We start from the raw sequence: 12138 nt of genomic DNA, 5'->3' as shown, positions 1-12138 counted from the left end.
GGCGGTACAGTGGAGGTTTCCGGTTTCAAGACTTTTAGGACGGCGGGAAGCGCCGGGCGGGCGTTCGGTCCTCCCGGCGCTTGCCGGACTGTCTGGTGTTGCTGCGGGCGCACAGGCCCTGCGTGTCCGCACTGCCTGCTGCCCTCTACCTGTACGCGATGGTCGCTCCGGTGGGGACGGACCAGGTGATGCGTCCGCCCTGGTAGTCCTGGGCGACGACGGTGGCGCTCAGCTGGAATTCATTGCTGAGCGGGTAGCCGAGGCGACCGTTCTCCCATCCCTGGGAAGCCCACTTGGACTGGATCGCACCCTTGGTGATCCATGCTCCGGTGGCTGGCGAGTAATGCACCGACCCACCCTGGAAGGTCTGATACGCGCCTCCGTTCCTCAGCCCGCCGGTCTCGTTGCGGACCGGGTACCCGAGGAACCCGTTCTCGTAGCCCCGAGTGCCCCAGCGGGCCCGGATGGCCCCGTAGGTGGCCTGCGCCCCCGTCGCCGGCGAGTAGTGCACGTCGCCGCCCTGGAACTTCTGGTAGCACCCGCCGTCCTTGAGCCCGCAGACCTCACCGGCCACCGGGTAGCCGAGCTTCCCGTTCTCGTAGTTCAACGACCCCCACCGGGCCCGGATCGCCCCGTAGGTGGCCTGCGCCCCCGTCGCCGGCGAGTAGTGCACGTCGCCGCCCTGGAACGCCTGGTAGCACCCGCCGTCCTTCAGCCCGCAGACCACCGGCCCGTTGGCCGATCCGAGTCCCGCGGTGCGAGACATTGCCGAGATCAGCGGGGCCGCCACCGCGGCCGGGCCGGCCGGCACCACCGGAGGCTCCGCCACCACCGGAGGCTCGGGCACAACGACCACCGGCGGCTCCGCCGGCACGACCGGAGGCTCCGCCGGCACGACGACCGGCGCCGGCGCCGTCGCCGTCGCCGTCGTGAAGCTCCAGCTCACCGGGGCGAGCGCGTTGCCGGCAGCGTCGGTGATCCCGGCGGTCAGGCTCACCGTGTACCGGGTACCAGCCGCCAGGTCGGCGGTCGGATCCAGCGTCGCCACCCCTGTGGCGGGGTCGTAGGTGACACCTGCGGCGACCTCCGCAGCGGTGCCGGCCCTGAGGCCCACCGTCGTTCCGGTGACCCCCGTGACCACCTCGCTGAACGCTGCGGTGATATCGGAGCCGGCGGCCACCCCCTCGGCATCCGCACCCGGTGTCCGCGTCGTGACCGTCGGCGCCGAGGTGTCCTCCGGCTCGACGGCCGTGTTCGTGAAGGTGGCCCGCATGTTGTCGGAGGCGTTGCCGGACGGGTCGATCGCGGCGTAGACCAGGGTGGTCGTCGTCGCGATGGAGAATGGCCCGGTGTAGCGGGTCGCCGTGTCGGCGATGCCACCCCCGGAGAGGACGACGTCGGTGTCGTCGGTCGTGTAGTAGATGTCGGCACCCGGCTCGGAGGCGGTCAGCGTCACCTGCTGGGGCCCGTCGGATGTTCCACCGTCGGGGGAAGCAGTCACTGTCGGCGCCACACCGTCCAGTGCCGGTACCACCCTCGCCGCGGGGAAACTCTCACCGACGCTGCTGACGGATGCCACGTAGACGTCGTAGAGCTCGTCCGGGTCCAACCCGGTGATGGTGGTGCCGGTGGCGGCTTGCCCGCTGATCCGCTTCCCGATCTCCACCTGCTCGCCGTTCGTGCTGGTCCGGGCGACTGCAGTAGCGCGGTAGCCGGTGATGGCAGGTGTTCCCGGGATCGCCTGGGCCGGCGTCCAGGTGACCTTGAGGTCGCCACCGACCGGTGCGGCCGCGAGATCGGTGGGCGCGACGGGACCGGACCGGGACGGGCCGTTGGGGCAACCACCCATGCCGGGTCCACCGGTCTCGCCGAACTCCGCGATCGTCAGGCCCTGCCGGTTGTCGTCCACGTCCGCGGCTTCCCAGGCCATGGCACGCGCACCACCGGCGGCCGCTGCCAGCTCGGCCGTGGCCGGGGTGTCGAAGACGTAGGTCGCCGTGAAGGCGTCCGCCCCGTCGAACGTGACACCGGAGGAATAGCCTCCCTTGTCCGAGGGAGTCAGAGGTCCAGGAAGGGCCCGGACATCGCGTCGGCCGACGTCGGTGTCCTTCATGCCGGGCTCGATGATCCGCTGCTCGAACCGGGCGCGATCGACGCCCGCCGCGATCCGTCCGTGGACGGTGACGGTGTTGCCGGAGATCGTGGACGGGCCGGTGACGGCGGTGTCCTGGACCCGGGTGTCGGCGACGGCGACGCCGTCGAACCTGATGGTCACCGTATCGCCGGGAAGGATGTCCGGGGTGACGTTCAGGCCGGTGCCCGCCCCCCAGCAGACGCCGCCGGGATGGTTGATCTCGAAGGCGACGTCGCCCGCCCCGACGAGGCTGGAGGCCGAGCCGACGACGCCCGCGCCGGGCCTGCTCACCTCGACGGTCGCTGTCTGTCCGACCCTGTCGGCGAACCCCTCGACGGTGATGAAATCCCGGTCGGGAAACACCACCAGGTTGTCGGGGAACGTAGGGACCGCCCCGAAGGCCGGTGGAACAGCGAAGATGGAGGAGGTGCAGACGACGGCGAACACCGTCGTGATAATTCCGGTCCGCTTCCCTCTGAGAGACCGTACTTTTGTGTTTCCGTGAATGTCCCCTGCAGATTTCATGGCTACCTCATCAACTGGATGCGGAAGGGTCTCCCGCATACCCGGAAGCTTGGAGCCGGAGCCTTGGGAAAACGTTGGGTGGACAAGGTCGTCCCGGGAGGAAACTCCAAGGACGAGCAACGCGAGGTGCGGATCCGCGTCCGTGCCTGCTCACCGACGTCTCAGCCGGGAAATGTCAGCGTGTCGAAGATCCGGCCGGCCAGGGCTCGAGCCGCCTCCGGTGTCGGCGCGCACGCTGCACCGTCGATCGAGTGCAGGGCGAGTTCGGCGAGCTGGGAGGGATCGAGGTCGGTCCTCACCCGGCGGCCCGAGATGGGATCGAGACCCTGCCCGAGCGCTCCTCGGATGAGATCGGTCACGAATGCCTGCCGGTGCTCTTCGAGGGTTCGGTGCTGATCGGAGTCGTGCAGGATGGCCGGGGTGCCTGCCGTCGACGTCTGCTGCAGCGTCACCGCGTAGACGTCCAGTACCGTGCGGAGGGTTCCCAACGGATCACCCCCCGACTCCTCGTCGCCGCGAAGGTGGGCAAGATAGTGGGACACCTGCTGCTCACGCCACGCCAGAAGCAGGACCTCGGAATACGAGAAGTGCTCATCCAGGGTTGCCCGACGGATACCGGCACCCTCCGCGGTCGTCGCCATGGTCACGGCCGCGACACCGCCGGCCCGCGCGAGCTTCGCGACGGCGTCGACGATCGCCTGCCGCACCACCGACCGGGACTCGCCGGCCGTGTCGCTCGGTGATGTCCGTACCCTCGGCATGCCGGCACTGTCGCTGTCGCTCATACCCCGACCATGCAGTGCACAGGCTGTGAAAGACATGGGGTGCAGGTTGTGGAGGCGTGGAGAAAACCTACGAAGCCGTCTTCGACCGACCTGCTGCAGCGAGGATGCTCCCGGCGATCTCCTCGCTGCATGACCGGTACGACCATCTGCAGGGCACGTCACCGCTCGGCGCACCGGGCCGGGCAGGGTGTGCATCCTGCCTCCCTCACCTGACCCGGGGACCGGCTGGTGGAATACTGATGCGCACTACCAGCGGGAGAGGACATGACAGCGATGCCGGACCACCTACCTGATGACCCGTGGGATCCCTGCCCGGACGTCCTCCCCGGGGTCGAGCCGGACCTGACAGGACGGGAGGCCGGGTGACTCTGGACGTGGTGACCCTGCAGGTCGCCTTCGGGCTCATCGCGTTGACACTGCTGGTGCTGTTCTACGGGGTCAGCGTCCGCCAGCAACACTCCACGTACAGCAAGTGGTGGTGTGCGGCCATCGCCTGCTTCCTCACCGGGACCGCCCTCTACCTGCTGGACGGAACGCACCACCAGGTGTGGGCGAACCCCGGCGGCAACGCGCTCCTCGTTGCAGGGGCCGCCTGCGTCTGGGGTGGGGCGCGGGTGCTGCGCGCACTCCCCCTGGAGCGCTGGCAGATCCTCGCCCCGCCGATCGTCACGCTCCTCGCCTCAGCCCTCGACACTCCGTCCACGAACACGTGGTCCGCGGGGGGCGTGCTGCTGGGCTTCATGACCTTCTTCATCGCGCTGGCGTCCTTCGAGACCTGGCGGATCGGGCCGGACATCACCACGACCCAGCACCCCCTGGGCATAGCCTCCGGGCTCCTCGGCGTCTACTACTTCTGCCGGTGGTTGGCCTTCCTGGCGGCGGGACCCGACTCCCACGTGTTCACCACCTACTTCGGCACGATACCGACGACCATGTTCACCATGGTGCTGCTCCTCATCGTGTCCTTCACCATGGCCACCCTCAGCACCGAGCAGGCCCTCCGCGACCTCAAGGCGCAGGCCAGCCACGACGACCTCACGCAGATCCTCAACCGGCGGGGCTTCCTCGACCTCGCCACCGCCGAGATCCGGCGGCTGCGCACCAAGGACACACCCTGCACCCTGATCCTGGCCGACATGGACTATTTCAAACAGGTCAACGACACCCACGGACACCCGGCAGGAGATGCGGTCCTCCAGGCCGTCGCAACGGCCTGCACCCGCGCCATCCGCTCGACGGACCTCACCGGCCGCTACGGCGGGGAGGAATTCATCCTCCTGCTGCCGGGCGCAACCCCGGACACCGGGGAACTCGTCAGCGGCCAGATCAGCCGGACCCTGCGCTCCATGCAGCCCGCGTTCGACTTCCCGCTGCCCACCATCAGCTACGGGATAGCAGCCCTCCCACCCGGCCCGGACCGGCTGAGGGCCGCCATCGCTGCCGCCGACACCGCGCTCTACCGGGCGAAGACGACAGGACGCGATCGTGCGGTCCGCGCGCATCCCACCGGCCACGAACACTCCCGGCAACCCCGGCAGGCGCACGTGCTCGACGAACGGTCCACGACCGGGGCGCCTGCGAGCTCGCCATCGCCTGATCAATCCTGAGAAGGGGAAGCACGAGGGCCGGCTGCGTCGCCCCGCGGGCGATGCCGGTGTCGAAGAACGGATGAACAGGTTCTTCTTGACACCCCATCGGTGAGGGGACGAGTCTGGCCTTGTTGCCCCAGATCCTGGCACACAGCCGTTGACGTCATGCCATCCGGGAGTGCGATGAGGCAGACACATCAAGGCCCCGGCCCTTCGACGCTTCGTCGTGATGTCGTGCCATCCCCACCCCGGTCGCGGGACACAGCGGACACACCGGCTCCGAAGGACCTGAGTGATCGTCAGGCGGTCATCGCGGTGATGGTCGGAGGTGGCCTCGCCCCTGCGGACGTCGCCGTCGTGCTGTCCCTCCCGCTCGGCACGGTGGAGGAGGAGCTGCAGCAGGCGATGAGGATCCTCGCCCTGGCGGACATCGACGACCTCTCGGACGACGTCGTCGCAGCGCACTACGACAGCGTTCCACCAGGCCCTCAGGCCCGACACGGCTTCACGCACGTATCCCGGACCTTGGGTCCTGACGTGGCCGTCGTCCTCACCCCCGGCGTCACCGTCATCCCTCCCGCCGTCCCTCCCACCGGCCCCGTGCACCCGCCGGCGCTCCTGCACGCAACCGCGCGCAGGCACACCTATCCCAGGTTCGAGACGGTCTGCTTCCTGCGTCCCTCCAACGCCAGTTACCTCGAAGCCACGGACATGCTCCGCAGCGCCCGGCGCGAAGTGGAGAAGCAGCATCTCCACGGCAGCGAGTACGTCCTCGGCGTCGAGGTCTGGGGGGACGAGACACACGGCGCCCACGACTACCGGGGACGGCGTGTGGACCTCACCGGCGGCGCCGACACGCTCTACTGGTACCGGGTCACCATCACCGACCGCCCACCGGCGGGCAACCCTGACCAGCGACGGGCATGACGTCGCCCTTACTCGTTGACGAGGACCGGGACGCCGACGGCCGCTGACACGGCCTTGCCTGCGAAGGCCTCTGGAACGGCGATGGCGAAGATCTCCGGTTCCGAGGACCCCGCGTGGGTGTGCCCGGAACCTGCGGCGTGATGGACGAAGCGTTCGGTGCCGAGCAGGGTGCCCTGCTGGTCGTAGAACCCCGCGAGAACCTGGAGTTCCAGGAGCTCACTGACATCGCTGGTGACGAGGACTTCCCCCGAGACGATGACGCCGTCGAAGGCCAGGTTCCGGAGAGCTATTCGCTGGTCGAAGGGCCCCGCGGCATGGAGGACCTCGCCGCTGCCCGGGCGGGCGGTGGTGATGCTCGCGAGTTCGGGTTCGCCGCTCGCGGGCTCCAAACCGGGGAGCTCCGTCTGGACGATCGCCGGCTCGGTCGCGGCGGACGTCTGTCCGCTAGTCGGGGCGTCGGCGGGCGCGATGATCGCAATGGTCAGGGCGGCGCCGGCGACCGCCGCGGCAAGCCCGCCGAAGGCCAGTTTCAGGGAGGATGGAGGTGCCATGCGGAGTCCTGTTCGGCATCGGGGGCGGGAGACGGTGGTGCCGCCTCCCGTCCCCGGTGCGGTAGGTGATGGTCAGTTGCCGAGGCGCAGGGCGTCGGTGGTGATGCCGAACAGGTCGGTGTTGTCGATGGTGCCGTCCATCGTGTCGCTGGCCGGACCGTAGGCGTAGATCGGCACGTCGGCTCCGGTGTGGTTGCCGGAGAGGTAGCTGAGCCACAGGCTCGCGTCGGGTGAGCCGTCCTGGATCTCGACGGGATCGTTCGGGGTGCGGAAGGTCGCCGGTGCGAAGTTGCGGGGATCCGCCGCGCCTTCACCGTTGATCGCCCCGGTCGAGCGCTCGGCGTCCAGGGTGCTGGGGTCGGTGCGGGTCGGCGTCGAGTTGTTGGCGGGGTTGCCGCTGTCGACGTTCGCCGGCGGCGTCGCTGCCTCCGCGTTGGTGAAGGATCCCTTCTCGATGATGTTGAAGCCGGCGCACTCGTGGTCGGCGGTCGCGATGACGAGGGTGTTGCCGTCGCGCTCGGCGAAGTCGAGGGCGACGGCGACGGCGTCGTCGAAGGCCTTGATCTCCTCGAGTGTCTGTGCAGCGTCGTTGGCATGGGAGCGCTTGTCGATGAGCGCACCCTCGACCTGGAGGAAGAATCCTTGGCCCCTGCCCTTCTCCCCGTCCTCCCCTTCGGCGAGTACGTCGATGGCCTTGGTCGTCATCTCCGGCAGGGAGGGTTCGGCAGCCTGCGGCACCGTGGGATCGTCCTGCTTGGTCTTCTCGACGGTGAGGTTGCCGGTGTTGAACAGGCCGAACACCTTCTCGCCGTCGGCAGCCTTCAGGTCGTCGCGGGTCGCGGGTACCTGATTGGCGATCGACCCGAGCACGGTATAGCCCTGGTCCCGCAGGGCCTGTTCGTCCGCGGCGTCGAACCGACCGAGGCCCCCACCGAGGATCACATCGGCGGTACCGTTGCGGGCGATCTGGTCCGCGATCGGGGTCACCCGGAGATCATCGGTCGCGACGGCTCCGCCCGTGACGTCGGTGTTCTGGCATGCGGCGTCGGAGTAGAGCGGGCCCTGGCAGCCGCGGGCCAGAGCATGGCTCATCTGACCGGCCGGGGTGGCGTCGGTGATCTCGGCGGTCGAGACGTTCCCGGTCCGGTAGCCGGCCTCCTTCGCCAGTTCCATCGCGGTGGGTACCACGGCCCCCTTGGCGTCGACCCCGAGGGCCGCGTTGTAGGTCTTCACCCCCGATGACCAGGCGGTGGCCGACGACGCCGAATCGGTGACCAGGTTGGGCACGAAGTCCGCTTCGCCCGGCTGCCCCGAGTTCTCCTCGACGGCGTAGGTGCTGACATAGCCCTGCGACGGCATCGTCTCCATGGCGAGTCGTCCGTCGGCGCCCTCGAACCTCTCGCGGCCGGCGGTGACATGGGTGCGGCCCATCCCGTCCCCGATCAGCAGGATGACGTTCCGGGCCCGGTCGCCGCTCCCGCCACCCCCTGATCCGCCGGCGGACGCCGGACCCGCCAGCCCCCCGACAGCTGTCGTGGCGACCAAGGCACCAGCAAGTGTTGCCGAAGCAAGCACTGGAATCGTTCTGCGCATATGTTCCTCCGAGATCGAATTCGCGAGTGATATGCGCCGCCCCGGCGTAGCGCTGCCACGAACGGTAGACGGCCCAGAAGCACGGAAGGATTCCGGGAGGAGCCTTTTCGCCGCCATTCGGGTGAACACGGCATGAAGCGAACTCAAAGCGTCAACGACCACCGGTCGAACGGACGGCACCGGCGCTCACGACCCTTCACGAGCTGGGCCTCCTCGGGCACGTCCGGCACCGCACCGAACCGCACCGAACCGAACCGAACCCTCGATCGTCGTCCCGCAACGCCGGTCAGCACGCGGCGGGTGTGAGCCCGGTCGACGTGCACCACCGGGGCGGTGGAAGCGGCGCCGAGCAGGACGTGGCCCGGCCGACGGCCGAGGAAAGCCAGGGCCGTCCCCCGATGCACGCCGATCCGCATCGCCATACCCCGTGGGCGGTCTCGGGACCAGTCGCCTGCACCGCCAGTAGCTAGGTGCCTGATCGGGCCCTATGCTCTGTGATGGGTGACCGATCAAGGACGACCAGGCCTGCCCGCCTGCGATGTCAGGAGGCACTCCGGATCACGACTGCATGGAGGACACGGAATGCGACATCGATATGCGGCTATCTGTTCAGTGATCACCGTCGCCCTGTTGGGTGTCACAGCGTGTTCCGGCAGTTCGGGGGACGCTTCGTCCGAGACGGACACACTGACCGTGTGGACGACGGAGGACCTGCCCGACCGGGTCGCCTCGCAGCAGGCCATCATGGATCGGTTCACCGAGTCCTCGGGGATCGAGGTCGAACTCGTCGCCATCGCCGAGGACCAGCTGACGTCGGTGCTGTCCTCGTCCGCGGCCTCGGGCGAACTTCCCGACGTCATCGGAGCGTTGTCCCTCAACGGCATGAACCAGCTGTCGACGGACGGGCTCCTGGACACCTCCGCGGCTTCTGCGGTCGTGGAGGAGCTCGGCGCGGACACGTTCTCGCCTCGTTCCCTGGAGCTCACGTCGTCCGACGGTGAACAGCTCTCGGTGCCGAGCGATGCCTTCGCCCAGCTGCTGTTCTACCGGCAGGACCTGTTCGAGCAGGCCGGCCTTGACGCCCCGACCACGTTCGAGGCGATCGAGGCAGCAGCCGAGGCGCTGGATTCGGACGAGGTCGCCGGCATCGTCGCCGCCACGGCGCCCGCGGACTCCTTCACCCAGCAGACCTTCGAGCAGTTCGCGTTGGCCAACGGATGCGAGCTGGTCGACGATGACGGCGGCGTGACGCTCAACAGCGATCAGTGCCAGGAATCGCTCACGTTCTACTCGGAGCTGCTCCGAAACTATTCGGTGCCGGGGAACCAGGACGCGGACACCACCCGCGCCAGCTACTTCGCCGGCGATGCCGCCATGACGGTGTGGTCCTCGTTCCTCCTCGACGAACTTGCCGGGCTGCGCAGCGACGCGTTGCCGACATGCGCCGAGTGTGCTGACGATCCGGCGTTCCTCGCGGAGAACACCGGGATCGTGACCGCCATCCAGGGCCCGGACGGCGAGCAGCCTGCTGGGTACGGGGAGATCGTCTCGTGGAACATCCTCAACGACGCCTCCCCCGCAGCGCAGGACCTCGTCGCGTTCATGATGGGTGACGGCTACCAGGACTGGCTGGCGGTGGCACCCGAAGGGAAGATCCCGGTTCGGCTGGGCACCGCGGACAACCCGACCGAGTACAGCGACGCCTGGCAGGGCCTCGAGGCCGGCGTGGACTCCAAGGCGCTTCTCTCCTCGATCTATCCTCCCGAGACCCTCGCCGAGATCAGCCAGAGCACGGACCAGTTCGATCGCTGGGGCATACCGCAGGGTCAGGGTGCCCTCGCGGCAGCTGTGAGTGGGCAGTTCATCGCTCCGCAGATCATCGCTTCGATGGTCAGCTCCGGCACCAGCGGGGAAGATGCAGCCAACCAGGCCCAGGACGAGGCAGAATCCCTCCAAGCCGACCTCGGCCAGTGAGCTCCGGATGCCGGGGGCGGGACAGCGCGCCGCGCTGCACCGACCCCCTGACCGAGGAGTAGGGCGTGCCACCGGTGTCGGCAACGTCATCAGCGCCTCCCGGGTCCCGGGCGCGTCGGCGTACCCTGTCGCAACGCGATGCCCGCACGGGCTTCCTCCTCATGTCGCCCACCCTGCTGATCGTCCTCGCCGTGGTGGTCCTCCCCCTGCTGTGGTCGATCCTGATCGCGTTCCAGCAGCTGCGGCTCCTCGAGATCGGCACCGCAAGCCCGTTCAGGTCCCTGACGCTCGCCAACTTCGAGCGCGTCTTCGCGTCGGGTGAACTGTGGCTGAGTCTCGGGACCACCCTGGTGTACACGGCGGGGTCCGTGATCCTGTCGATCACGCTCGGCCTGATCGCCGCGATGGCGGTCCGGAAGCCCTTCCGGGGACGGACTTTCGTCCGCGCAGCCTTCCTGCTGCCCTACGTCGCTCCGGTCGTCGCCGTCACCTTCGTGTGGCGCACGATGCTCAGCCCCCAGTTCGGGATCGTCAATGAAGCCGGCCAGTCGCTGCTCGGGTGGGCGCAACCCATCCCGTTCCTCTCCGAAGCCCAACGAACCCTCGGGGTCTTCGGCGCCGAGTTCCCCATCCCCACGGCGCTGCTCACCGCGATCGCGTTCGAAGGCTGGCGCTACTTCCCGTTCGCCTTCCTGTTCCTCATGGCCCGCTTGGGCGCGTTGTCGGCGGAGACGGAGGAAGCAGCCCTTGTCGACGGCGCCAGCCCGCTCCAGTCCTTCCGCTACATCGTGCTCCCCCAGCTGATGCCCGTCATCGCCCTCCTCGCGATCCTCCGCACCATCTGGACGTTCAACGAGTTCGACGACATCTTCCTCCTCACGGGCGGGGCGGCAGGAACCGGGGTCGCCAGCGTCCGCGTCTACGAATTCCTCACCGTCCAGCGCAACGTAGGAGCTGCGGCGGCGCAGTCCCTCGTCCTGTCCCTCGTCCTGATCCTCATGCTCGCCCTCTACATGGTCCTGCTCCGCAGACGAGGAGAACGGTTATGAGCGCCCCTGTGACACCCGATCCCGCTGCGCCCACCCGGCAGCAGCCGGTGACCCGGAACGTCGGTCCCCCGCCTCCACCCCGGCGCCTCAGCCGCCACGTCGTCGAACGCAGGGCTCTGAGCATCCTGCGCTGGACCGTCATCGTCTTCTTCCTGCTGATCACCCTGCTGCCCTTCTACTACATGGTCCTGCTCTCCCTGAAGCCGATCGAATCACTGCTGCGGAATCCGGCGTCGATCATCGTGACGCCCGCCGAGTTCACACTCCGGGCGTACGAGCAGGTCCTCGCACCGGTATCGGCCGGAGGTCAGGGATTCGGGACGTTCCTGCTCAACAGCGCCTTCGTCGCCGTCAGCGCCGTCATCCTGTCGCTCGTCGTCGCCGTACCGGGCGCCTATGCGGTCGCACGGCTGCCCTTCTTCGGCCACCGACAGGTCAACGCCCTGTTCCTCGCCGCCTACCTGTTCCCGGCGATCGTCATGGCCATCCCCCTCTTCGTCCTGTTCACGCGCCTCGGACTCCGCGGATCACTGGTGGGGCTCGTCCTGGTCTACATCGCACAGACGGTCCCGGTCGGCATCTACATGCTGCGCAACTACCTCGAGACGGTGCCGGTGTCCGTCGAGGAGGCGGGCCTCGTCGACGGTCTCAGCCGGATCGGCGTCCTCCGACGCATCAGTCTCCCCCTCGTCCTGCCCTCGATCATGGCGACCGGACTCTTCATCTTCATGATCGCCTGGAACGAATTCCTGTTCGCACTCCTGTTCCTCGTCGAACGGCGCGACAGCTGGACGGTCTCCCTGGGGCTCTCGCAGCTTTCCGGCAGCGCCGAGATCCCCACCACGGTGCTCATGGCCGGTTCCGTCGTCCTGACCCTGCCGATCCTCATCGTGTTCTTCTCCACCGAACGGCTCCTCACCGGAGGGCTCACCGCCGGCGCCGAGAAGGGCTGAAGCGCCCGTCCTCGCGGTGGACACCGCCGGACCGTCATCCCGCGAAGGCGGGGCCCGA

General features: G+C 68.5%; 10 protein-coding genes. 5 read left to right on the top strand and 5 right to left on the bottom strand.

Annotated features, from left to right (window positions below; translation table 11 throughout):
• Window positions 1-145 precede the first annotated feature (145 nt).
• Both ACX80K_RS10100 and ACX80K_RS10095 read right to left on the bottom strand, forming a co-directional pair.
• Complete coding sequence (locus ACX80K_RS10100) at window positions 146-2581, bottom strand: Ig-like domain-containing protein (RefSeq protein ID WP_459271723.1); 2436 nt, start codon at window positions 2579-2581, stop codon at window positions 146-148.
• 239 nt (window positions 2582-2820) lie between these two features.
• On the bottom strand, window positions 2821-3444 hold the full coding sequence (locus tag ACX80K_RS10095) for a TetR/AcrR family transcriptional regulator (protein ID WP_459271722.1): 624 nt from the start codon (window positions 3442-3444) through the stop codon (window positions 2821-2823).
• 362 nt (window positions 3445-3806) lie between these two features.
• On the opposite strand from ACX80K_RS10095, the gene ACX80K_RS10090 reads away from it, so the two are divergent.
• Window positions 3807-5051, top strand: coding sequence for a GGDEF domain-containing protein (locus tag ACX80K_RS10090; protein WP_459271721.1), 1245 nt, complete (start codon window positions 3807-3809; stop codon window positions 5049-5051).
• A gap of 216 nt (window positions 5052-5267) precedes the next feature.
• Complete coding sequence (locus tag ACX80K_RS10085; protein WP_459271720.1) at window positions 5268-5960, top strand: hypothetical protein; 693 nt, start codon at window positions 5268-5270, stop codon at window positions 5958-5960.
• A gap of 8 nt (window positions 5961-5968) precedes the next feature.
• Here ACX80K_RS10085 and ACX80K_RS10080 read toward each other — a convergent pair whose 3' ends face one another.
• The 3 genes from ACX80K_RS10080 to ACX80K_RS10070 all read right to left on the bottom strand — a co-directional run bounded on the left by ACX80K_RS10080 (window position 5969) and on the right by ACX80K_RS10070 (window position 8526).
• The gene (locus ACX80K_RS10080; RefSeq protein WP_459271719.1) at window positions 5969-6511 is read right to left on the bottom strand and encodes a hypothetical protein; all 543 of its coding nucleotides are present in this window, start codon (window positions 6509-6511) and stop codon (window positions 5969-5971) included.
• Between the two features lie 72 nt (window positions 6512-6583).
• Window positions 6584-8056: an alkaline phosphatase gene (locus tag ACX80K_RS10075; protein ID WP_459271718.1), complete on the bottom strand. Its 1473-nt coding sequence runs from the start codon at window positions 8054-8056 to the stop codon at window positions 6584-6586.
• Window positions 8057-8247: 191 nt separating this feature from the next.
• Window positions 8248-8526: a hypothetical protein gene (locus tag ACX80K_RS10070; protein WP_459271717.1), complete on the bottom strand. Its 279-nt coding sequence runs from the start codon at window positions 8524-8526 to the stop codon at window positions 8248-8250.
• Between the two features lie 271 nt (window positions 8527-8797).
• Between ACX80K_RS10070 and ACX80K_RS10065 the strand changes: the two genes are divergently transcribed.
• The 3 genes from ACX80K_RS10065 to ACX80K_RS10055 all read left to right on the top strand — a co-directional run bounded on the left by ACX80K_RS10065 (window position 8798) and on the right by ACX80K_RS10055 (window position 12080).
• Entirely contained in the window at window positions 8798-10078 is a 1281-nt protein-coding gene (locus tag ACX80K_RS10065) for an ABC transporter substrate-binding protein (protein WP_459271716.1), read from the top strand.
• Between the two features lie 161 nt (window positions 10079-10239).
• Complete coding sequence (locus ACX80K_RS10060; protein WP_459271715.1) at window positions 10240-11127, top strand: carbohydrate ABC transporter permease; 888 nt, start codon at window positions 10240-10242, stop codon at window positions 11125-11127.
• A complete protein-coding gene (locus ACX80K_RS10055; RefSeq protein ID WP_459271714.1) occupies window positions 11124-12080 on the top strand; it encodes a carbohydrate ABC transporter permease in 957 nt (318 codons plus the stop codon). Before ACX80K_RS10060 ends, ACX80K_RS10055 begins: the two co-directional genes overlap by 4 nt.
• The last annotated feature ends 58 nt before the right edge of the window (window positions 12081-12138 follow it).

This window comes from Arthrobacter sorbitolis (genome assembly GCF_054510995.1).
This window is presented reverse-complemented; position numbering and strand designations above follow the sequence as displayed.

What these genes read in the sequence shown, in the direction of transcription:
- ACX80K_RS10080 (WP_459271719.1), bottom strand. Translation starts at nt 6,511, where the DNA reads ATGGCACCTCCATCCTCCCTGAAACTGGCCTTCGGCGGGCTTGCCGCG.
- ACX80K_RS10070 (WP_459271717.1), bottom strand. Translation starts at nt 8,526, where the DNA reads ATGGCGATGCGGATCGGCGTGCATCGGGGGACGGCCCTGGCTTTCCTC.
- ACX80K_RS10055 (WP_459271714.1), top strand. Translation starts at nt 11,124, where the DNA reads ATGAGCGCCCCTGTGACACCCGATCCCGCTGCGCCCACCCGGCAGCAG.
- ACX80K_RS10095 (WP_459271722.1), bottom strand. Translation starts at nt 3,444, where the DNA reads ATGAGCGACAGCGACAGTGCCGGCATGCCGAGGGTACGGACATCACCG.
- ACX80K_RS10060 (WP_459271715.1), top strand. Translation starts at nt 10,240, where the DNA reads ATGTCGCCCACCCTGCTGATCGTCCTCGCCGTGGTGGTCCTCCCCCTG.